Raw genomic sequence first — 21612 nt, forward strand, 5'->3', positions numbered from 1 at the left:
ATTAACACATGGCAAACCGTAATGATTCTCGTAATAATCGCAGAAACAAAGACGATATCGAAGATCAATTAGTCGCTGTCAACCGTATCACTAAGGTTGTTAAAGGTGGTCGCCGTATGAGATTTGCTGCTCTTGTTGTTGTTGGCGACAAGAAAGGCCGTGTAGGTTTTGGTACTGGTAAAGCTCAAGAAGTCCCAGAAGCAATCCGTAAGGCTGTAGAAGACGGTAAGAAGAAGATGATTAACGTACCTAAAGTTGGTACTACTATTCCTCATGAAGTTATTGGTCACTACGGTTCAGGTAACATTTTATTGAAGCCTGCTGAAGCTGGTTCCGGTGTTGCTGCTGGTGGTGCCGTACGTATCGTTATGGATATGGCTGGTATTTCAGACGTAACTTCAAAGTCACTTGGTTCTAATACTCCAATCAACGTTGTTCGTGCAACTATCGATGGTTTGAAGAAGCTTAGAACTAGCGAAGAAGTAAATAAACTTCGTCAACCTGAAAGAGCTTAGATTAGGGAGATCATAGATGACTGATTTAAAGATTACTTTAATTAGAAGTGCTGCTCACCGTCTACCTGAACAAAGAAAGATTGTTAAAGCTCTTGGCTTAGGTAGAGTAAATAGTACTGTTGTTCTTCCAGACAACGCTGCTACTCGCGGTGCATTATTGAAAATTGCTCACTTAATCTCTGTTGAAGAGATTAATAAATAAGATATCAAGGAGGTGCCAAATTAATGAAGCTTCATGAATTACATTCTACTGAAGGCTCACGTCGCAATAGAAAACGTGTTGGTCGTGGTACTTCAAGTGGTTACGGTAAAACTTCTGGCCGTGGTCAAAAGGGTCAATTAGCTCGTCAAGGCGGTCATACACGTTTAGGTTTTGAAGGTGGTCAAATGCCATTATTCAGAACTATGCCAAAGCGTGGTTTTAAGAATATTAACCGTAAAGAATATGCAATTGTAAACTTAGATGACTTAAATAAGTTCAATGACGGTAGTGAAGTAACTGTTGAAACTCTTAAGGAAAACGGTTTGGTAAAGAAAGAATTATCAGGCGTTAAGTTACTTGGCAACGGTGAATTGAAAGTTAAATTAACTGTAAAGGTTAACAAAGTTTCCGCAGCTGCTAAGAAGGCAGTTGAAGCCGCTGGCGGAACTGTTGAGGTGATCTAATGTTTTCGACCTTGAAGAACGCCTTTAAAGATAAAGAAATTAGAAATAAAATTTATTTTACACTCTTTATTCTTTTAATATACCGGATTGGTGCTAATATTGCTGTTCCTGGTGTTAATGCAAAGGCGATCACTCAGGTTGCTCAAACTGGATTAGTTCCAATGCTAGATACTGTATCTGGTGGTGGACTAGATAACTATTCAATATTTTCCTTGGGTGTTTCTCCCTATATTACGGCCCAAATTGTAATTCAATTATTACAAATGGATATCGTACCTACATTAGTAGAATGGGGAAAACAAGGTGAAGTTGGGCGTCGTAAGACTAATCAAGTAACTAGATATTTGACATTAGTTGTTGCTTTTGTTCAAAGTATTGGTATTACATTAGGTTTTAACGCCTTGACTGAAATGGGGTTGGTAAAGAATCAAACTCCACAAACTTATATAGAAATTGCTATTATCATGACCGCCGGAACTATGTTATTAACATGGTTAGGTGATGAAATCACAGATAAGGGACTTGGAAATGGTGTATCAGTAATTATCTTTGCTGGTATTATTGCAAGATTACCTAGTGGATTATGGCAAATCTATAAAGAAGGAATTATTAATAATAGTGCCAGTGATCGTTGGCAAGGTATTTTGTTCTTCATCGCGGTTATAGTTGCAATCCTTATTGTAACCCAATTGGTTACATGGGTTGAACAAGCTGATCGTCGTATTCCTATTCAATACACAAGAAGAGCGACGATTAGTGGTTCTGAAAGTTTTCTACCATTAAAGGTTAATGTATCTGGAGTTATTCCAGTTATTTTTGCCAGTTCTTTTATTGTTACACCGGCAACAATTTTAATGGCCTTTCAAAGAACCCAAGGTGATCAGCAATGGTTTAAAGTAATGAACCAGATCTTTAGTTTACAAACTACACCTGGAGTTATTATCTACACCTTTTTAATTATTCTATTTACATTCTTCTACGCTTTTGTACAGGTTAACCCTGAGAAGCTAGCAGAAAACTTACAAAAACAAGGTGCTTATATTCCTAGCGTTTGGCCAGGTAAAGATACCCAGAATTATATTTCAAAAATGTTGATTAAATTATCAACTGTAGGTTCAGTATTTTTAGGCTTAGTTGCATTATTGCCTCAATTAGCTACTAACTTTTGGAATCTCCCAAGTTCCATTGGTTTAGGAGGAACAAGTCTTTTAATTGTTATTGGGGTTGTTCTTGAGTTATCTCGTCAAATTAACGGATTGTTAATGAAGAGAGAATATGTTGGATTCATCAGATAGGAACGGATAAATGATTAACTTAATTCTTTTAGGTTTACCGGGTGCTGGTAAAGGTACAGCATCAGAGAGAATCGTCGATAAATATCACTTAACTCATATTTCAACTGGAGATATGTTTAGGGAAGCAATGGCTAATAAGACTAAGGTTGGTCTTGAAGCTAAAAGTTACATTGATAAAGGTAACTTGGTACCAGATGAAGTTACTGCTAAGTTAGTTGAAGAACGTTTAAGCCAACCTGATATTAAAGAAGGTTTCATCTTAGACGGTTTCCCAAGAACTACTGTACAAGCAGAACTTCTTGATGGTATTACTAAACGCTTAAAGAAACCATTAACAAATGTTATTGCGCTTGAAGTTGATGAAGATACTTTGATTAAGCGTTTATCAGCTAGATACATGTGTAAAAATTGTGGTGCCACTTATAATAAACTTTCAAAGCAACCTAAAGTTGAAGGTACTTGTGATCGTTGTGGTGGTCATGAATTTTATCAACGTGAAGATGATAAGCCAGAAGTTGTTAAGAATCGTCTTGAAGTTAATGAAAAGATGAATGCACCTTTGAAAGACTTTTATCAAAAGAAAGGTTTGCTTACTGTAATTAATGGTGAACAAACTCCAGAAAAAGTCTTTGAAGATATTGATGCGGTATTGAGTAATAATCAATAGAATAAATTTGTATAATTTTTTATCCGTGTTATAATTTCAAAGTATGACTGTTTAATTGCGGAGGAACAACTTTGGCAAAAGATGATGTCATTGAAGTAGAGGGTAAGGTAGTAGATACCTTACCTAATGCTATGTTTAAAGTTGAATTAGAAAATGGGGCTACTATTTTAGCACATGTTTCAGGTAAAATCAGAATGCACTATATTCGCATTTTGCCTGGAGACCGTGTAACAGTAGAATTATCTCCATATGATTTAACTAAAGGTAGAATTACGTATCGGTTTATAAAGTAATATAACGGAGGGAAACATGAAGGTTAGACCATCTGTTAAACCAATGTGCGAACATTGTAAAGTTATTAAGAGACATGGCCGTGTAATGGTTATTTGCTCAGCAAATCCAAAGCACAAGCAACGTCAAGGTTAATAGTGTAGAAAAAGAGGAGGTGTAGTTTATGGCTCGTATTGCTGGTGTTGACTTACCAAGAGATAAAAGAATTGTTGTTGCTTTAACATACATTTATGGTATTGGTGATGCAACTGCTAAGAAGATTTGTGCTGATGCTGGTGTTTCTGAAGACGTTCGTTCAAAGGATTTAACTCCAGAAGATCAAGAAAAGCTTCGTACTGAAGTTGATAAGTATCGTGTTGAAGGTGACTTACGCCGTGAAGTAAGCATGAACATTAAGCGTTTAGTTGATATTGGTTCTTATCGTGGTATTCGTCACCGCCGTGGACTTCCAGTTCGTGGTCAAAATACCAAGAATAATGCTCGTACTCGTAAGGGTACTAAGAGAAATCGTTAATTTTATTTATAAGGAGGTTTATTGATGCCTGCAAAGAAAACAGCACGTAAGCGTCGTGTGAAGAAGCATGTTGAAAGCGGTGTGGCACACATTCACTCAACGTTTAATAATACTTTAGTCATGATTACTGACGTTCAAGGTAATGCAGTTGCTTGGTCTTCAGCTGGTGCATTGGGCTTTAAGGGTAGTCGTAAGTCTACTCCATTTGCAGCTCAAATGGCAGCAGAAGCAGCAGCTAAGAGTGCAATGGACCAAGGTATGAAACATGTAGAAGTTTCTGTAAAAGGTCCTGGTGCTGGTCGTGAATCTGCTATTAGATCACTTCAAGCAACTGGTCTTGAAATTACTGCAATTCGTGACGTTACGCCAGTTCCCCACAATGGTTCCAGACCACCAAAACGTCGTCGTGTTTAATATTGTCCTTGATATAGGACGTTACGTTTTGAAAGGGGCCCAGTAATGATTGAATTTGAAAAACCAAATATTACCGTTGTTGAACAAGAAGATTCTTACGGTAAGTTTGTTGTTGAACCACTTGAGCGAGGCTTTGGTACTACTTTAGGTAACTCTCTAAGAAGAGTCTTACTTACTTCTATTCCAGGTACTGGACTTGTTTATGTGCAAATTGATGGCGTTTTACACGAGTTCTCAACAGTTCCTGGCGTCAGAGAAGATGTAACCAAGATTATTCTTAATTTGAAGAAACTTGAATTAAAGTCTCTTTCAGATGAGAGAAAGGTTATTGAGTTAGACGTTGAAGGTCCTGCCACAGTAACTGCTGATGATCTTAAAGTTGATGCAGACGTTCAAGTCTTAAATCCGGATCAATACATTTGTACCATTGCTGAAGGTGGACACTTGCACATGGAAATTGCCGTGCAAAATGGTAGAGGTTATGTTGCTGCAAGTGACAATAAGAGTGATGACATGCCAATTGGAGTAATTCCTGTTGATTCTCTATTCTCACCAATTAAAAAGGTTAACTACCAAGTTGAATCAACTCGTGTTGGTAAGAGAGACGATTTTGACAAGCTCACTTTTGAGATTTGGACTGACGGTTCAATCAAGCCTAATGACGCCCTTAGTTTTGCTGCTAAGATTTTAGTTGAACATTTCAAGGTATTTGAATCAGCTGATGCAGATACTAAATTCAGCGAAGTAATGGTGGAAAAGGAAGACGATAAGAAAGAAAAGAAACTCGAAATGACAATTGAAGAGCTTGATCTTTCTGTTCGTTCATATAACTGCCTGAAACGTGCCGGCATTAACACTCTTCAAGAGTTAACTGATAAGACAGAATCAGATATGATGCGTGTACGTAACTTGGGACGTAAATCATTGGAAGAAGTTAAGAATAAATTAACCGACTTAGGTCTTTCACTTCGTCAAGAAGACTAAAGTAGGTAAATAAAGGAGGCAAACCCATGGCATACCGTAAATTAGGTCGCGATAGTGCTCACAGAAAAGCAATGCTAAGAGAAATGACTACTCAATTAATCATGAACGAACGTATTGTTACTACTGAAACTCGTGCTAAAGAAGTTCGTAAGACTGCCGAAAAGATGATCACTTTAGGTAAGCGCGGCGATTTAGCTTCAAGAAGAAAGGCTGCAGCATTCGTACGTAACGAAGTTGCAGATGTTCATGAAGAAAAAGATGCAGTTGTTGTTAAGTCAGCATTGCAAAAGCTTTTCAGCGATGTAGCACCTCGTTACAAGGATCGCAATGGTGGTTACACCAGAATTTTGAAGTTAGCTGTTCCTCGTAAAGGTGATGCTGCTCCAATGGTTATTCTTGAATTAGTTTAATTCAGAATTACCACAACTTAATACGTATTAAGAATTATCCATGAAAGTGAGAAAAAGCGTAAAGATGATGGCGAAAGCTTAGTCTAGCTTAGATGATAGAAATCATCCCTCTTCATGGATGATTTTTTTTGCTCTTTTTTCTGTTACAATTACTAATAAGTAGTTTAGAGGGGAAGTGTCAGCATGCCTAAGGATGATGCTGTTGAGTTTCAACATGTCAAGTTTACTTATCCAGATACAAAAAAAGCTGTTTTAAAGGATGTTAATTTTACAGTAAAAAAAGGGTCATGGACGTCTTTAATTGGACATAATGGTAGCGGAAAATCAACAATTTCCAAGTTGATCAATGGGTTACTGTTACCAGATGAGAATTCTAATAGTAAAATTACAGTTTTAGGTACACCTGTGACGGCTGAAAATATCTGGAATATTAGAGAAAAAGTTGGAATAGTTTTTCAAAATCCAGATAATCAATTTGTTGGTGCTACTGTAGGGGATGACGTAGCTTTTGGCTTAGAAAATCGCGGCGTACCTAGAGAAGAAATGATAAAAACAGTAAGGAACGTTTTATCTGAAGTAGGCATGTTGGAATATATTGACTCTGAACCCGCTAATCTCTCTGGTGGACAAAAGCAAAGAATAGCTATTGCTGGAATACTAGCTGTCGAACCCAAAATTATTATTTTAGATGAATCTACTTCTATGCTTGATCCGAGTGGGAGAAAACAAGTTCTTAAAATAATTAGTGAGTTGATGCAGAAAAAGGATTTAACGGTTATTTCCATTACACATGATATCGATGAAGCCAGTATGGCAGATAGTGTGATTGTTTTAAATGATGGTGAAATAATTGATCAGGATCCACCAGAAAAGATTTTTAATAAAACTTCTATGCTTAAACAAATAGGGTTAGATATTCCATTTACTAATAAATTAATACTGGAATTAAATAAAAATGGGATTCGAGTGCCCCAGAATGTAAAAACGAAAGATGAGTTGAAGCAATATCTATGTCAATTAAATTTGAAAATGTAAATTATGTTTATTCTCCTGGAACAACAATGGAGAAAAAAGGGTTAGACAATGTTTCTTTTGAATTATTAGACAATAGTTTTATTGCATTAATCGGACATACAGGTAGTGGAAAATCGACTTTAATGCAGCATTTTAATGCATTGCTAAAACCGAGTTCAGGAACAATTGATATAGCGGGATATCATATTACGTCCCAAACTGGAAATAAGAACTTAAAAAAACTGCGTAAAGAAGTAGGATTAGTGTTTCAATTTCCAGAAAGTCAATTATTTGAAAACACTGTACTTGATGATGTGAAATTTGGTCCAAAAAACTTTGGAATGAGTGATAAAGAGGCCGAAGCTAAAGCAAAGAAATGGTTAGAGCAAGTGGGGTTGTCAACGGATGTGATTTCTAAGTCTCCATTTGAGCTTTCTGGGGGACAGATGAGACGCGTTGCAATTGCAGGTGTAATGGTCAATGAACCTCAAATACTCTGTCTGGATGAGCCTGGAGCGGGATTAGATCCACGAGCTCGAGAAGAAATGATGCAGATTTTTGTGAATTATCAAAAGGCCGGTCATACTGTTATTTTGGTTACTCATAATATGGATGATGTTGCTAAATATGCGGATGATGTTTTAGTAATGGAACACGGAAAATTAATTAAACATGATAAACCACAAAAAGTTTTTGAAAATGAGGAATGGTTAAAAAAGCATTATTTAGATGAACCTACTTCTAGTTTGTTTGCATCATCGTTAAAGGGCTTCAGATTTAAAGAAAATCCGTTGACAATCAAAGAATTAGTTGATGGAATTAAGGAAAATGTGCAGGGGGGAGTTTAATGAGTAAGATAATTATTGGACGATATATTCCAGGTGATTCTCTTGTTTATAAAATGGATCCCCGAGGTAAATTATTAATCACTATTTTGTTTATTTTGGCCATCTTTTTAGCCAATAATCCTATTACTTATGCAATTATTACCTTATTTTGCTTTTTAGCGATAATTGCTACAGGATTAAAAGCTCGAGTGTTTTTGAATGGTGTTAAACCTTTAATAGGCTTAATTTTCTTTACTTCCCTATTACAATTGTTTTTTATGACTGGTGGCAAAGTTTTTTGGCATTGGTGGATATTTAGTATTTCAAGCTATGGTATCGTAAATGCGATATATATTTTTGTCCGTTTCACGTTAATCATTTTGATTTCCACAGTAATGACGGTGACGACTATGCCTCTGGAGATAGCAGATGCAATGGAATGGTTACTTAAGCCTTTAAAAGTGGTGAAAGTTCCTGTAGATAAAATTGCACTCGTCATTTCGATTGCTTTACGTTTTGTTCCGACTTTATTTGATGAGACATTAAAAATCATGAATGCTCAAAGATCACGTGGAGCGGATTTTAATGATGGTGGCTTAATAAAAAGAGCTAAAGCAATCGCACCGATTCTTATCCCATTATTCATTCACTCACTTGAGACAGCGATTGATCTCTCTACTGCGATGGAATCACGTGGATATCGTGGGAGTGAAGGAAGAACCAAATATCGAGTTTTAAATTGGTCAAAATATGATTTGATTTCTTTGGCATATTTTGTTTTGTTGGTAGGACTATTGTTAATTTTTAGGACACATTAATTATGGCAACTAGATATAAGATGACAATGGCATATGATGGTCATTTATTTCATGGCTTTCAGCTGCAGCCAGATCAACGTACAGTTCAGGGAACCGTTGAAGATGCATTAAAGAAAATGACTAAGGGAAAACGCATTATTGTTCAAGGCTCTGGTAGAACAGATGCTGGAGTTCATGCTGTTGGACAGGTAATTCATTTTGATTATCCTGGTAAAACTATTCCAGCTAATCGAATGATCTTGGCGTTAAATTCAATGATGCCAACTGATATTATTTTTAATGATTGTGAAATAGTTAATGAAAATTTTCATGCTAGATATTCTATTAAAGGTAAATGGTATCGCTATCGTGTAAGTTTGGATCATTTTGTTAATCCATTTAAACGGTTTTATACAGGACATTTTCCATATGTGCTAGACGTAGAAAAAATGCAAGAAGCTGCGCAAGACTTGTTAGGCAAACATGATTTTACTAGTTTTGCGGCAAGCGGTGGGCAAATAGAAGATAAAGTTAGAACAATTTATTATGTAAACATTGTTAAGGACGAAAAAGAGAATGAAATAATATTCGATTTTATTGGTTCTGGTTTTTTATACAATATGGTTCGAATTATGGTTGCTGCATTGCTTGAAATCGGCAATGGACGGCGTCCAATTCATGATTTAAAGCGTGTAATTGCCGCTAAAGATAGGCAGGAAGTACGACAAACGGCTCAAGCAAGTGGTCTTTATCTTTATCATGTTTTTTATGATGAAATACCACAAAAATATAGATTAGACCAGCATTTATAATTGACTTTTTAGCAAAAAGGACGTACTCTAGTATAGTATGTTTGTCCACGATAGGCCCCGGAAACTTATTGTTTTCAAACTGCAAATAAACGGAGGAATTTAAATTGCGTACTACACCATTAGCAAAATCTAGTGAAATCGAACGTAAGTGGTACATTGTTGATGCAACCGACGTATCTTTAGGTCGTCTTTCTGCAGCTGTAGCCACTATTTTGAGAGGTAAGAACAAGCCTCAATACACACCTAATGTTGATACCGGTGATAACGTTATTGTTATCAACGCTTCAAAGATTAAGTTGACTGGTAAAAAGGCTTCAGACAAGTTCTACTACCACCACTCAGAATGGCGTGGTGGCTTGAAGGCTGTTTCATACGGCGAGTTGCTTGCTAATAACCCAGTTAAGATGGTTGAAATCTCAGTTAAGGGTATGCTTCCAAAGAACACTCTTGGTCATCATGAATTCATGAAGATGCATGTTTATGCTGGCGAAGACCACAAGCACGAAGCACAAAAGCCTGAAAAGTTAGATATCAACAAGTTAATTTAATTAGGAGGTTAAATAATGGCACAACAAGCTGCATACACAGGTACTGGTCGCCGCAAGGATTCAGTTGCGCGTGTTCGTTTAGTACCAGGTAACGGTAAGATCACTGTTAACGGTAAAGATGTTGATCAATACATTCCATACCCTAACTTGGTTAAAGATTTAAAGCAACCTTTAACATTAACTGAAACTGAAGGTCAATACGACGTTCACGTTAATGTTAACGGTGGTGGTTTTTCTGGCCAAGCTGGAGCTATCCGTCACGGTATTGCACGTGCTCTTCTTGAAGTTGACCCAGACTTCCGTGGTCCACTTAAGAAGGCAGGTTTCTTAACTCGTGACCCAAGAATGAAGGAAAGAAAGAAGCCAGGTTTGAAGAAAGCCCGTAAAGCTTCACAATTCTCAAAGCGTTAATCTTTGGATTTACGTTTATACAAAAAGCATCCCAATCAGGGATGCTTTTTTGGTGCAATAAAAAACTAAGAACATTTTAGCTCTTAGTTTTCCACAAATTATAAACTATCTTGAATATTATTAGCTAAGTAGTCGTAAAGCATACCATGCTTCAATTGCTTAGTATCAACACCAAGTGCTTCTGCAATAGCGTAAGCAAATGCCCAAGCAGTAGCTGGACCACGGCTAGTCAAAACTTTGTGTTCTTTGTCAGTGACAGTAATTCTTTCACTGAAATGAGCGCTTGGATCATACTTAGCACATTCTTCTTCAATACCTGGATAGCAAGTGAACTCAGCATCTTTTAATACACCATAGCGAGCTAATGCACGAGGAGCAGCACACATTGCAGCATCCCACTTTCCAGCTTCATGACGCTTAACCATTAAATCGCGTAACTTTTCATCATCACGTAAGTTAGCTGAACCAGTCATTCCACCTGGAAAAGCAACTAAATCGTAGTCAAGCAAACTGTTGTCCACAACTTTGTCACAAGTTAACTTAATGTGGTGATCACCATCTACGTCTTTACTGTGCAAGCCGACCATATCACATTCAACATTTAGACGGCGTAATACATCGACTACACTTAAACCTTCAACTTCTTCACAACCATCTGCAAAGATAACAGCAACTTTTGTCATCAAAATCATCCTTTCTAAGTGACATATATTTATTATAACTATTAATCAAGGTCTAGATAAAAATCAAGGTCTGCTAATTTGCTTAAATGTAGGGTAGGACGAGGTGAGATAGGAATTTTATCCTTTTTTGGTGCAAGCCATAAAGATTTTAGATTTGCGTTTTCTGCGCCTTGAATTTCTTCATCTAGATTTGTGCCAATCACGAGAGTACTGTCAGGATCAATCTCAGGATGATCCTTCAATATTTTGAAAAAGATATTTTTACTAGGCAGTTTATCTTTAAAATCGTCTGCAAAATAAGCAAAGTTAAAAGAACTGAGTAATTCAGTTGGCGCAAGACGTGGCTCAATTTGAGCTTTGGTTTCTTTAGCAAGTAGAATTAGACGAAGAGAACCAGTAATTTCATCTAAAAAATCTGTAGCGCCTTTAACTAAGCGAGTTTGTTCTTGCATTTTTTGTGCAAAAACAGCTCGTGTTTCAGCTAAATCTTCTTTTAGGTATGTGGACAAAGCTAGATCGATTTGTTCATCTGTGGATAAAAGCTTAAATTGCTTTTGCAAACTAGTATATTTAATCCGTTCAGCTGGTCCCCAATCTATGCCGTAATGTTTTAAAGTTTGGCGAAGAGCATTTTTTTCAGCTAATTTTTCATTTAAAAGACTGCCCTCAGGAATAAAAATTAAAGTATTGAATGTAGACATTTGATAACTTCCTTTATGTTAGTAACTACTAGAATTATAATGGATTGGATGGTGTAAAGAAAGGGAATAGAAAATGACGATTTGGACGATAATCTTTTTATTGTTAGGTGGAGTAGCTGGCGGCTTACTTTCTTCTATTGCATCAATGGCATCACTTGCCTCGTATCCGGTGCTTTTAGCTGTGGGTATTCCGCCGGTTTTTGCCAATGTAACAAACGATGCCGCATTAATTTGGACTAGTATAGGTTCAACTGTCTCCTCTACGAAAGAGTTAAAGGGACATTGGAAACAGGTCTGGTTTTACACTATTTTTACTGTAGTCGGTTCAATTATTGGTTGCATGCTTTTACTTTCATTTCCATCCAGTGTCTTTGAAAAAGCAGTACCATTTTTCATAGCATTTTCTGGAATTATGATCATTGTTTCAGGCAAACATCATAGTTTGAATACCAAAAAGCAGCCGATGTGGTTAAAGGTGATCTATTTCATTGCGCTTTTAATAATGGGAGCCTACACTGGCTATTTCGGTGCAGCCGGTGGTGTAATAGTACTCGTGCTTTTGACCTACATTACTAATGAAAAATTCATCGTGATTAACGCAATCAAAAATGTGATTTGTGGTTTTGCTAATTTAGTGGCTCTTATTATTTTTATGTTTACTTCGCATATCTATTGGCTGCAGGCAATACCATTAGCCATAGGGATGTTTGCTGGTGGCTATATTGGACCTGCAATTTTAAGGCGAGTGCCAGAGAAGCCAGTTCGAATTTTCATTGCTACACTTGCATTTGTTCAAGCATCATATTTCTTTTATACAGCATATATTCGTTAAGTTTGATACAATGTTTATTAATGTAAAGGGAGGGTTAATATGTCAACAGAAGTTTATTTAGTTCGTCATGGTGAAACCATGTTTAACCAATTGAATAAGGTGCAAGGCTGGTGTGATTCACCACTGACTGTTAAGGGAATTAACGATTTAAAAGTGACTGCTAATGCTTTGAGTCAAGTTCACTTTGATAATATGTATTCATCTGATTTAAAAAGAGCAATTGATACTGTTCATTTAATGAAAGATGCTAACTTGGTCTCAGATATTGGTAAAATTAAAAAGTTGCCTGAATTTCGTGAAGTATTCTTCGGAACTTTTGAAGGTGATGATATTAACCAAACCTGGGATCAAGTAGCAATGGCAGCAGGTATAGGGCATGAAGATAATGTTGCTAAGATTATCAACCAAGTAGGTTTGCGTGAATTTCGTGAAGCTACTAAGAGAGCTGATCCAAGACACTTAGCCGAAGATAAAGATGAGTTAGATAAACGTATGGTTCGTGCCATCGATGTGTTAAAAGATATGACTAAAAATGAACAAAGAGTTTTATTAGTAACTCATGGTGATTTTATCAAGACTTTATCTATTAAATATTGGAATAAGAGCGATGGTAAGCACGATATCATTTTCCCAGATAATGGAAGTGTCACTCGTGGAATTTTGCACGATAATGGTAAATTTGAAATTGTAGATTACAATGTCAATGCCGAAAAACTGTAAAAATAAGTCCTACTGCATAAGTAGGGCTTTTTTGGTACACTGATAACGGAAGGAAAATATTTATGAATAAAGATCATACAACAAAGCGTTATGTATTTGTTACATTGCTTAATGTGATAATTACTATTGCGGAATTTTTAGGTGGTATTTTATCAGGTTCACTGGCATTGCTTTCAGATGCTGTGCATAACTTAAGCGATGTGGGGGCCATTATTTTATCTTTTGTAGCTCACTTAATTAGTAGAAGAAGTCGCAATCAACGAAAGACTTTTGGCTATGATCGAGCCGAAACCTTGGCTGCGTTTACTAATGGAGTTGTGCTAATAGTTATCAGTGTTGTATTATTCGTCGAAGCTATTCAAAGATTTTGGCAACCGGAACATATTCATGGTGGAATTATGTTAGTTGTATCAATTATCGGACTAGTCGCCAATATTATTTCTATGTTAGCGATGCATCATGATGCTAAAGGAAACTTAAATGTCCGTTCAACATTTATCCACATGCTTAGTGATGCACTATCTAGTGTGGCCGTTGTAATTGGTGCGATTTTTATTTACTTTTGGAATGTAACTTGGCTTGACCCTGTTTTGACAATTCTAGTTTCAGTCTTTGTTTTACATGAGGCTTATGAGATCACGATGAAGGCTGCTAATGTATTGATGGAATCAAATCCTGATATTGATTTAAATTCGGTTAATGACATTGTGCTTTCTTTTCCAGAAGTAAAGAATATTCACCATGTCCATGTATGGCGCTATAGTGATGACTTTATTATGATGGATGCCCATATTAATGTTGATCGCAATCTTCATGCAGATGAGCTTGAGAATCTTTATCAAGATATTGGTAAAAAACTTAAAGCCAAATTGGGTATTAACCATGTGACGTTACAAGCGGAATGCGAACGTGGACGCAATGATAAAATGATCTTTCCAGGCCGTGGGACTAATGAGGATTAGGTGAAAAGATGTTCTCAGTTAATATTTTTACAGCGATAATTGTTTTAATCATGGGAATCTATGACATGTCTTATGCCTTTAATAGACGCAAGCAGCCCAATAATAAGGGCGGCATTAAGGCGTTTATGATTTTGGGGATAATTTTTACAATTGCTGGTATAGTTATGATTGTTAGATGTTTACTTAAATAAAGGATCGATAAAATGGCGAAATTAGTATTGGTTCGACATGGTGAAAGTGTTGCTAACGCCGCAAATGTTTATACAGGCTGGAATGATGTGCCATTAACTAAGAAGGGCGAGCAACAAGCTAAAAAAGCAGGTGAATTGATTAATACTATTTCTGATTTTGCACCAACGCATATTCATACTTCTGTCTTATCTCGTGCCATTGTGACGGCCAATATTGTAGCTGAAACATGCGATTTTTTGTGGCTACCTATGACTAAGACGTGGCGCTTAAATGAACGGCATTATGGCGCCTTGAGAGGCCTCAACAAGGATATCTCACGTAAAGTCTTTGGTGTAGAACAGGTTTTATTATGGCGGCGCAGTTTTGATTCCATTCCGCCCAAGCAGGGATCGCCAATTATTGATCGTCGCTATAAGTTGTGTGATCAACATTTAATGCCGCGTGCAGAGAGTTTGCATCAAACGCAAAAGAGATTGATGCCATATTATTATGATCACATTGCCTCAAGATTGCTTAATGGAGAAGATCAATTAATAGTAGCTCATGGTTCAAGCCTGCGAGCTTTAATCAAAAAACTAGAAAATATTAACAATCACGATATTGTAAACTTGGAAGTGCCTAACGCAGAACCAATTGTTTATACTATGGATGATCAGTTAAATATTGTTAAAAAAGAAATACTTCGGGGGTAAAATGCAGCTTGCTGCATTTTTTTAGTGCTCTTAATAATGATTTTCGCGTATCTATGGTAAAATCTATAATGATTTCTAGTATATTTAGTTTGGAGTATTAGGCATGCGTAAATTATTTTTATTACGAGGTGCACCTGGCTCCGGTAAATCTTCTTTTATTGCACGCCATCACTTAACGCCTTATGCGATTAGTCGAGATCAAATAAGGTTATTATTGGCGGATTTGACAGTTTATTATCAAGAGGATGCGGATGTATTACACCAAGTTATTCCGCGGCACGTAACAGTGCGTACTGAGCAAATGGTGGATCACCTTGTAGAACACAAGATGGAACATGGGGAAACCGTAATTGTCGATGGAACGCATATTGTTCCAAGTGCAATTGAACATTTTAAGTCATGGGTGGATAAGTATCATTATGAATGTTTTGTGGTTGATTTGATGCAACACAATACATTAGAGAATTTGCTTAAACGTAACCAGACAAGAATACATTATGACTGGGTAAAACCAGAAGTAGTTAAGCAAATGTATCGTTCATATGAAGCCCATCCTGAAGTACCATATTGGGCACACAAGATTGTCCCTAATCAGATGGATCACGCTTTGTCCCAAAGAGAAAGTAATTTAGATAGTTATGCACATGTGATTGCAGTTCCAGATCAAGTGGAAGAAGAAGATTTTCCACATGTGCATATCTCTAATTTCTATTTTTCATTTAATGAAAAGTTTACTGAAAAATATGGTACATATCGCAATGTAGTTTCAATTGCTAAGACCGAAGATGAAGCTGTAAAACAATTTAAGTTACCATACTTTGTATTCAAGTTTCATCACAAGCATTTCTTGATTTCTGCTTACCCAATCAGAAATGAAATGCTAGATCCGATTAGAAAAATTAAGGGAGTTTGGACATATTCAACAGGGCTCTACAACGTAGCCGATTTTGTTAAGAAATTTCCAGAAAATTCTAAGCAGCACGTTCATCAGTTTAACTTAAGCAAGTTAGACCCAACACGTTTGTTACATATTTGGTAAAAACAAAAAAACACAGTTGGTAAGATTTTCTTACCTAACTGTGTCTTTTTTATTTTGCTGAATAAATTATTCTAATTTACCAGCTTTTGCTAAAACTTCCTTAGCTTTTTCAAGTGAGTGGTGTTCTTCACGATAACGTTTAATATCGTAGCCATCAGTATCACTTAACTTATCAAGCTTTTCATCAGCTTTAGCTCGATCTTAGCGTCATATTCACCGACTTTTCTAGCATGCTTTAAAATGGACTTAATGTCCTTAATTGTTTCATGTTGTGCAGTACGGTGACGACGGTCAGGAACTGAATCTTCGATTCTAGCTAAGTGACTTTCAGCGTCACTAATCTTCTTAGAAAATCTGTCTAAAGCTTTCAATTGTCTCTTTGAATAATCTGTCATGTTTATTACCTCCTAGGTAAATGATAATCTCTACTAAATACGCTTTCATTGTATGGTTCATTTTTGAATAAAGCAAGAATATGCACTTGGAAATGTGAAAGCATTATAGATTTATGATATTGATAGTAAATACAAAAAGACTTCAGAATAAATCATCTGAAGTCTTCGTTAGTTTTAGTATTTCATTGAATAGCTGCACCAATGATAATTAAGATCAAGCCAACGAAAGTTGCAACTAATTCTAACTTAGTCTTATTTTCACCAATGAAGAAAATACCGCCTAAGGTAGAAATTATTACGCAAAGTTGACTATAAATAAAAGCAGTAATAACACCATTTAGTTGAGCTGAAAAGATATATGCGAATGCGGCAATACCGAATGAAAAGCCGGAAAAGATATTAAGCCAGGTAGCTTTTTCTTTTAATACCTTGGTTTGATGAGATACCAATAAAAAGATGATACTACCAATAAAAATACCGATCATTTGTGGTAAAAATAGGGTCTGCGCATCGGCTGTAATAGCTTTTGGAAATGATAAATAAATCCAATAACCAACTGATGTGAAGAGCAATAAAATAATATCTCTTATTTTGAGCTTTGCACTTTTATCTTTGCTGAGAGCGGTCAAGCTAACGTAATTAATACCAAGGCTAAAGTACCAATTAAATATTGAGAACCGCTAGTCCATTCTCCGAAAATTATGGCTCCAATTAAGGTATTACCAATCAACTGTAAACCTGTCGATAAAGGCATCGTTTTACTGATGCCAATATTGCGCATTGAAATAAATTGTCCAGATTGTCCAATCGTCCAAAAGATTCCGGAAATCAATGATAATGAAAATATCGTAAGGTTGGAATTGGTAGGATGGATAATGGCTGTAATAATACCGACTATTAATGCACCAGTTCCCAATCCCATTAATTCATTAGCAGGTTGACCGTTTTTGATTTTACCAGCAATGAGCGGAAAAATACCCCAACCAAGTGCTGGAATTAAAGCAATGAGTATATTCATAAATCACCATACTTATTTTTTGTAAGTATAAACATAATAATAAACTAAATAAAATAAAATTAAATTGCTAGCAAATTATTTTGATTTATGGAGAAAAAAGACTAGGAATGCCTAACTTACATTCCTAGTCTTTCAAGTATGTTGAATAAAATTATTTATTAATACTTAAATGCTAAAGCACCCATTGGGTCCCATGGCAATAATTGAATTGGGTTATCCTTGCCTTCGTCGTAAGCCTTCTTGAGGTCTTCTGGCAAGATATCCTTGTTGATAACTGCTTGGTAAACAAATGAGTCAAACCATGAATCACTCATTACGAAGTAGCCCTTAAAGCCTGGCTTTTCACCCCATGAATTTTCAATTTTCCACTTAGTTGGCTTGCCGTCAACAATGTCAACACCAGTGATGACCATTGCGTGGTCCATCATGCTTTCGCCTGAGTCAAGCTTGTCAGCCTTAGACATTGAGAAGTCAACATCAAACAATTGATCACGGCGGTAAAGGTTAGTGTCAAGCAGACCAGCACGACGTTCAGAATCCTTAACAACGTTTGAACCAAACCAAACAACTTCACCGCTCTTCAATTGCTTGATGATTAAATCCTTCATTTCATCAACCTTTAAGTTCAAGTGACGAACTTGACGACCGCCCTCAACGTTACCCAAGTATTCAACTGAGAATACCTTGTGGAAAGGCTTATCGCTGGTTGGGGCATTGATAGTTGAAATGTGGTTAGCTAAATCCATACCAACATATTTATCGAAGAATTCTTTAGGTGTAATGTCCTTGTCGATGTGATAATTGTGATCATCATCACGGTATTCAAAGTTGAACTTCTTTGGTGGAACACCAAGTGAAATTGCGAGAACACGGAAGACATCGTTTAACATTTCTTCTTTGCGAGCTTGTACTTCGTCTTCTGATTTGCCAGCATTAACAAGTCTGCGTAATTCAAGACCGTCCTTACGAAGCAAAGTGTTCAAAGTATCGTTTAATGCACTTGAATTAGTTGCGTTAGCAGTTTCTGGGTAAACGCTCTTTGGCACAATACCGTATTTTTCGATGATGCCGCAAAGCATGTCCCATTGACCACCATCTTGTTGTGGGGTAGTGAATAAGAATGAAACCTTACGATCGCCTAAGTCTTTATCAGCTGTTGCAATTACGTTTTCAAAGAACCAGTTAGATTTTTCAAATTTATCCCAGAAGTTAGTGTAGTTTTGAGATAATTCAAAGTCCTTTAACTTAAACTTCTTTTGTAATGGGTGGCGCATAGTGTTTAAAGCACTAAACATCCAGCAACGGCCTGATTGTTTTTGATCAGCTGGCTTACCAGTATCAATTTCAATTGAGAAAGTTGGGTCTAGGTCGATCTTAGTTTGTAAGTTTTGACTTGCTTTGTAAATGCCGTTTTCTTGTGCTGCGTGACTTGCAACGTTAAAAACAGGATGATTGTTTAAATCATTTTCAAATTTTGCAATGGTATCATTATTAATTTCTTTTGCCATTAAAAATCCTCCTTTTAATATATACCTCTTCATTCTATATTTTAGCTGATAAAAAGGAAGTAGTCTATTACTAGTATTGATATACCTATTTTAGATAAGATATATAAAAATTTTATATCACGATAAAGATTAATTAAAAAGTTCGGCCTATCTCGATTTTAGTAATGGGTACGATGCAGGGGTATTAAGATGTAGTAGTGAAAATAATGGAACTAAATTGGTAGAGCAACAAACGACTTGGAATGGCTATAACAAAATAGATTTCAAGTTACCAGATGGTGCAAAATATAATCAATTGCAAAGAAAATAAGAGCCCACGTATGTGGACTCTTATTTTGTGTAAGGCTGATGATACCAAATACTGTGAAATTCGGGATGCTTTTCAAAATAGTTGATAACTATTGGATCAAGTGGCCAAATAGGGTAGCCGGATTCTTGGGCAACGGATAAAGCGGTAGGCATTTCTTTTTCTAATGCCTCTTCTAAATTAGAATTAGGATTAATAAAGAAATGATTCATCACCCAAACGGTACCGTCATTTCTTTTTATTTTATCCATCGTCCAGCTACTGGTTAAAACGTTGCTATCATCATGATCTTCAAATGATAGATGTGATTTATTAATGTCAAACATAAAATTTCACCTTTTTAAAAGAAAAAATCACTCTTTTTTGCGTAATAAATAATAGAGAGTTAAATATTTTGTGTTTACTCAAAACATTGTAGAATATATATCTGTTAAATGAAAAGTAGTAAATGGAGTTATCGAAATGAAAACACGCGGATTTGAAGTAGTAAAGAAGTATCAAGATAAGGAAATTAATTTACCACGTCGTCAAACTTTAGCTAGTGCGGGTTATGATATTGAAGCTGCTGAAGATATCACTATTCCTAGCATTTGGCGCTTGGATTTCGTTAGAATCTTTCGCTTGATTCGTAATGGACATCAACTGTATCAACGCGATTTTGAAATGGCTGATAAAATTTTAAAGCCGATTTTGGTGCCAACTGGTTTAAAAGTTTATATGCCAGAGGATGAAGTGTTAATTTTGGCTAATCGCTCATCCAATACATTTAAGAAACACTTATCTTTACCTAACGGTATCGGTGTGATTGATGCAGATTATTACAATAATCCCAATAATGAGGGTGAGTTATTTGTTCAAATGTTAAATTACGGAGTTTGTCCACTGCATATCCATAAAGGCGATCGAATTGCACAAGGAATTTTTATGAAGTATTTAAAAACCGATGATGACAATCCGATTAGTCGTGCGCGATTAAGTGGCTTTGGTTCAACTAATGAAGAGGAAGATGATTAATGGCTAGAGTAAAAACACAATATAAATGTCGTTCCTGTGGCTATATCTCTGCTAGTTACTTAGGACGCTGTCCTAATTGTGGTGCATGGAATCAATTTGAAAAAGAAACTGAAGAAGTGCAAAAGCGTTCTACTAAGGCAACCGCCAGTCGTTTAATTCAAAAAACGGGAATTAATGAACCAGTTCATTTGGATAAAATTAAGGCGGAAAAAGAAGAGCGAATTCCAACTAAATCTGAGGAATTAAACCGTGTCTTAGGTGGCGGAATTGTCCCCGGATCTCTTGTCTTAATTGGTGGTGACCCTGGAATTGGTAAATCAACTTTAATGTTACAGATTATGAGTGATTTGGCAGAAAAATATAAGGTTCTTTATGTTTCAGGGGAAGAGTCAGCTAACCAAATTAAATTGAGAGCGGACCGTCTTGGAGTCGGTCAAAGCAATATGTTGCTTTATCCAGAAACGGATATGCATGATATTCGCGAACAGATTAATGATGTTAAGCCGGATTTTGTCGTTATTGATTCTATTCAAACGATGAATGAACCAAGTCTTGATTCAATGACCGGTTCTGCTTCACAAGTACGTGAAGTCACTAGTGAATTGATGAAAATTGCTAAAATGGACGCGATTACCGTTTTCGTAATTGGACACGTGACTAAAGAAGGTGCAATTGCTGGTCCAAAAATTTTGGAACATATGGTGGATACTGTCCTTTATTTTGAGGGGGATGAACATCATACGTATCGGATTTTGCATTCCGTGAAAAATCGTTTTGGTGCTGCTAATGAAATCGGGATGTTTGAGATGGAAAATGAAGGATTACGTGAAGTAACTAATCCATCATCGATTTTTCTTGATCAAAGACTGCCTAACTCAACCGGTTCAGCCGTGGTAGTTTCACTAGAAGGAACACGTCCGCTTTTGGCAGAAATTCAAGCTTTGGTAACACCAACTGCATTTGGTTATGCTAAAAGAACTACTTCAGGAATTAGTTTTAATAAAGCATCATTATTGTTAGCCGTACTTGAAAAAAGAGGCAATTTGATGCTTCAAAATCAGGATGTCTATTTAACGGCTACCGGTGGTATCAAGTTAAATGAACCGGCAATCGATTTGGCAATTGCAATGTCAGTTGCATCAAGTTATACCGATAAAGAAATTTCGCCTACTGATTGTTTCGTAGGTGAAGTAGGGTTGACCGGCGAAGTACGCCGCGTTGATAAAATCGAAGCAAGAGTAAAGGAAGCTGCCAAGGTAGGTTTTAAACGTATTTTTATTCCTAAACACAATATGTATCAAAGCTTAACGGAAAACGGGATTGAAGTAATTCCGATTTCCAGTATTCCACAAGCATTAAAATTAGTTTTTGGTTAGCACAGATT

29 protein-coding genes and 2 pseudogenes are annotated in these 21612 nt (G+C 36.4%); 25 read left to right on the plus strand and 6 right to left on the minus strand.

Annotated elements, in window-relative coordinates:
- Window positions 1–8 precede the first annotated feature (8 nt).
- From rpsE to rpsI, 17 genes are all read left to right on the plus strand, one after another.
- Window positions 9–515 carry a 30S ribosomal protein S5 gene (gene rpsE / locus CP368_RS00145; protein ID WP_003625807.1) on the plus strand — a complete coding sequence of 169 codons (507 nt, stop codon included), beginning with the start codon at window positions 9–11 and terminating at the stop codon, window positions 513–515.
- A 16-nt stretch (window positions 516–531) separates the two neighbouring features.
- The gene (gene rpmD, locus CP368_RS00150; protein WP_025005257.1) at window positions 532–717 is read left to right on the plus strand and encodes a 50S ribosomal protein L30; all 186 of its coding nucleotides are present in this window, start codon (window positions 532–534) and stop codon (window positions 715–717) included.
- Window positions 718–740: 23 nt separating this feature from the next.
- Entirely contained in the window at window positions 741–1181 is a 441-nt protein-coding gene (gene rplO / locus CP368_RS00155) for a 50S ribosomal protein L15 (RefSeq protein WP_057729732.1), read from the plus strand.
- The gene (secY, locus tag CP368_RS00160) at window positions 1181–2476 is read left to right on the plus strand and encodes a preprotein translocase subunit SecY (RefSeq protein WP_025005256.1); all 1296 of its coding nucleotides are present in this window, start codon (window positions 1181–1183) and stop codon (window positions 2474–2476) included. The genes rplO and secY overlap by 1 nt, the downstream gene beginning before the upstream one ends.
- A gap of 10 nt (window positions 2477–2486) precedes the next feature.
- Window positions 2487–3143 carry an adenylate kinase gene (locus tag CP368_RS00165; RefSeq protein WP_025005255.1) on the plus strand — a complete coding sequence of 219 codons (657 nt, stop codon included), beginning with the start codon at window positions 2487–2489 and terminating at the stop codon, window positions 3141–3143.
- Between the two features lie 71 nt (window positions 3144–3214).
- Window positions 3215–3436 carry a translation initiation factor IF-1 gene (gene infA, locus CP368_RS00170; RefSeq protein WP_002878178.1) on the plus strand — a complete coding sequence of 74 codons (222 nt, stop codon included), beginning with the start codon at window positions 3215–3217 and terminating at the stop codon, window positions 3434–3436.
- A 16-nt stretch (window positions 3437–3452) separates the two neighbouring features.
- Entirely contained in the window at window positions 3453–3569 is a 117-nt protein-coding gene (rpmJ, locus tag CP368_RS00175; RefSeq protein WP_005721621.1) for a 50S ribosomal protein L36, read from the plus strand.
- Between the two features lie 28 nt (window positions 3570–3597).
- A complete protein-coding gene (gene rpsM, locus CP368_RS00180; RefSeq protein ID WP_003625815.1) occupies window positions 3598–3948 on the plus strand; it encodes a 30S ribosomal protein S13 in 351 nt (116 codons plus the stop codon).
- Between the two features lie 24 nt (window positions 3949–3972).
- On the plus strand, window positions 3973–4362 hold the full coding sequence (gene rpsK, locus CP368_RS00185) for a 30S ribosomal protein S11 (RefSeq protein WP_003625817.1): 390 nt from the start codon (window positions 3973–3975) through the stop codon (window positions 4360–4362).
- A 45-nt stretch (window positions 4363–4407) separates the two neighbouring features.
- A complete protein-coding gene (locus tag CP368_RS00190) occupies window positions 4408–5346 on the plus strand; it encodes a DNA-directed RNA polymerase subunit alpha (RefSeq protein WP_025005254.1) in 939 nt (312 codons plus the stop codon).
- A gap of 26 nt (window positions 5347–5372) precedes the next feature.
- Window positions 5373–5756 (plus strand): 50S ribosomal protein L17, encoded by a 384-nt coding sequence (gene rplQ, locus CP368_RS00195; RefSeq protein ID WP_003625821.1) that lies wholly within the window; start codon window positions 5373–5375, stop codon window positions 5754–5756.
- 183 nt (window positions 5757–5939) lie between these two features.
- Window positions 5940–6791: an energy-coupling factor transporter ATPase gene (locus CP368_RS00200; RefSeq protein ID WP_098043641.1), complete on the plus strand. Its 852-nt coding sequence runs from the start codon at window positions 5940–5942 to the stop codon at window positions 6789–6791.
- On the plus strand, window positions 6767–7618 hold the full coding sequence (locus CP368_RS00205; RefSeq protein WP_025005252.1) for an energy-coupling factor transporter ATPase: 852 nt from the start codon (window positions 6767–6769) through the stop codon (window positions 7616–7618). The genes CP368_RS00200 and CP368_RS00205 overlap by 25 nt, the downstream gene beginning before the upstream one ends.
- Window positions 7618–8415, plus strand: coding sequence for an energy-coupling factor transporter transmembrane protein EcfT (locus CP368_RS00210; RefSeq protein ID WP_087175964.1), 798 nt, complete (start codon window positions 7618–7620; stop codon window positions 8413–8415). The genes CP368_RS00205 and CP368_RS00210 overlap by 1 nt, the downstream gene beginning before the upstream one ends.
- 2 nt (window positions 8416–8417) lie before the next feature.
- Window positions 8418–9206: a tRNA pseudouridine(38-40) synthase TruA gene (gene truA / locus CP368_RS00215; RefSeq protein WP_098045606.1), complete on the plus strand. Its 789-nt coding sequence runs from the start codon at window positions 8418–8420 to the stop codon at window positions 9204–9206.
- 104 nt (window positions 9207–9310) lie between these two features.
- A complete protein-coding gene (gene rplM / locus CP368_RS00220; protein ID WP_025005250.1) occupies window positions 9311–9754 on the plus strand; it encodes a 50S ribosomal protein L13 in 444 nt (147 codons plus the stop codon).
- A gap of 15 nt (window positions 9755–9769) precedes the next feature.
- The gene (gene rpsI, locus CP368_RS00225) at window positions 9770–10165 is read left to right on the plus strand and encodes a 30S ribosomal protein S9 (protein WP_003625832.1); all 396 of its coding nucleotides are present in this window, start codon (window positions 9770–9772) and stop codon (window positions 10163–10165) included.
- A gap of 98 nt (window positions 10166–10263) precedes the next feature.
- On the opposite strand, the gene CP368_RS00230 is transcribed toward rpsI, so the two are convergent.
- Window positions 10264–10848: a DJ-1 family glyoxalase III gene (locus CP368_RS00230; protein ID WP_098045607.1), complete on the minus strand. Its 585-nt coding sequence runs from the start codon at window positions 10846–10848 to the stop codon at window positions 10264–10266.
- A gap of 41 nt (window positions 10849–10889) precedes the next feature.
- Complete coding sequence (locus tag CP368_RS00235; protein ID WP_025005248.1) at window positions 10890–11549, minus strand: HAD family hydrolase; 660 nt, start codon at window positions 11547–11549, stop codon at window positions 10890–10892.
- Window positions 11550–11622: 73 nt separating this feature from the next.
- Between CP368_RS00235 and CP368_RS00240 the strand changes: the two genes are divergently transcribed.
- From CP368_RS00240 to CP368_RS00265, 6 genes are all read left to right on the plus strand, one after another.
- Window positions 11623–12381 (plus strand): sulfite exporter TauE/SafE family protein, encoded by a 759-nt coding sequence (locus CP368_RS00240; RefSeq protein WP_087175967.1) that lies wholly within the window; start codon window positions 11623–11625, stop codon window positions 12379–12381.
- Between the two features lie 39 nt (window positions 12382–12420).
- Window positions 12421–13101, plus strand: a complete 681-nt coding sequence (locus tag CP368_RS00245; RefSeq protein ID WP_098045608.1) for a histidine phosphatase family protein — start codon at window positions 12421–12423, stop codon at window positions 13099–13101.
- A 62-nt stretch (window positions 13102–13163) separates the two neighbouring features.
- Window positions 13164–14063: a cation diffusion facilitator family transporter gene (locus CP368_RS00250; protein WP_098045609.1), complete on the plus strand. Its 900-nt coding sequence runs from the start codon at window positions 13164–13166 to the stop codon at window positions 14061–14063.
- Window positions 14064–14071: 8 nt separating this feature from the next.
- On the plus strand, window positions 14072–14254 hold the full coding sequence (locus CP368_RS00255; protein ID WP_025005245.1) for a DUF308 domain-containing protein: 183 nt from the start codon (window positions 14072–14074) through the stop codon (window positions 14252–14254).
- Window positions 14255–14266: 12 nt separating this feature from the next.
- On the plus strand, window positions 14267–14947 hold the full coding sequence (locus CP368_RS00260) for a 2,3-diphosphoglycerate-dependent phosphoglycerate mutase (RefSeq protein WP_087175968.1): 681 nt from the start codon (window positions 14267–14269) through the stop codon (window positions 14945–14947).
- Between the two features lie 103 nt (window positions 14948–15050).
- Window positions 15051–15986 (plus strand): AAA family ATPase, encoded by a 936-nt coding sequence (locus CP368_RS00265; protein WP_087175969.1) that lies wholly within the window; start codon window positions 15051–15053, stop codon window positions 15984–15986.
- 66 nt (window positions 15987–16052) lie between these two features.
- Here the strand turns inward: CP368_RS00265 and CP368_RS00270 are convergent.
- From CP368_RS00270 to CP368_RS00285, 4 genes and pseudogenes are all read right to left on the minus strand, one after another.
- A pseudogene (locus CP368_RS00270) lies at window positions 16053–16381 on the minus strand (hypothetical protein).
- 182 nt (window positions 16382–16563) lie between these two features.
- Window positions 16564–17399 (minus strand): annotated as a pseudogene (locus CP368_RS00275) (RhaT/GlcU family sugar-proton symporter).
- Between the two features lie 158 nt (window positions 17400–17557).
- Window positions 17558–18907 carry an aminopeptidase C gene (gene pepC, locus CP368_RS00280; RefSeq protein ID WP_098045610.1) on the minus strand — a complete coding sequence of 450 codons (1350 nt, stop codon included), beginning with the start codon at window positions 18905–18907 and terminating at the stop codon, window positions 17558–17560.
- 330 nt (window positions 18908–19237) lie between these two features.
- The gene (locus CP368_RS00285) at window positions 19238–19540 is read right to left on the minus strand and encodes a hypothetical protein (protein ID WP_025005239.1); all 303 of its coding nucleotides are present in this window, start codon (window positions 19538–19540) and stop codon (window positions 19238–19240) included.
- Window positions 19541–19676: 136 nt separating this feature from the next.
- Between CP368_RS00285 and CP368_RS00290 the strand changes: the two genes are divergently transcribed.
- Together CP368_RS00290 and radA are read left to right on the plus strand one after the other, a co-directional pair.
- The gene (locus CP368_RS00290) at window positions 19677–20228 is read left to right on the plus strand and encodes a dUTP diphosphatase (RefSeq protein WP_025005238.1); all 552 of its coding nucleotides are present in this window, start codon (window positions 19677–19679) and stop codon (window positions 20226–20228) included.
- Window positions 20228–21604, plus strand: coding sequence for a DNA repair protein RadA (gene radA / locus CP368_RS00295; RefSeq protein WP_098045611.1), 1377 nt, complete (start codon window positions 20228–20230; stop codon window positions 21602–21604). The genes CP368_RS00290 and radA overlap by 1 nt, the downstream gene beginning before the upstream one ends.
- Window positions 21605–21612: the final 8 nt, after the last annotated feature.

It is taken from the genome of Lactobacillus sp. UMNPBX17 (assembly GCF_002553735.1).
Lineage (GTDB): Bacteria > Bacillota > Bacilli > Lactobacillales > Lactobacillaceae > Lactobacillus > Lactobacillus gallinarum.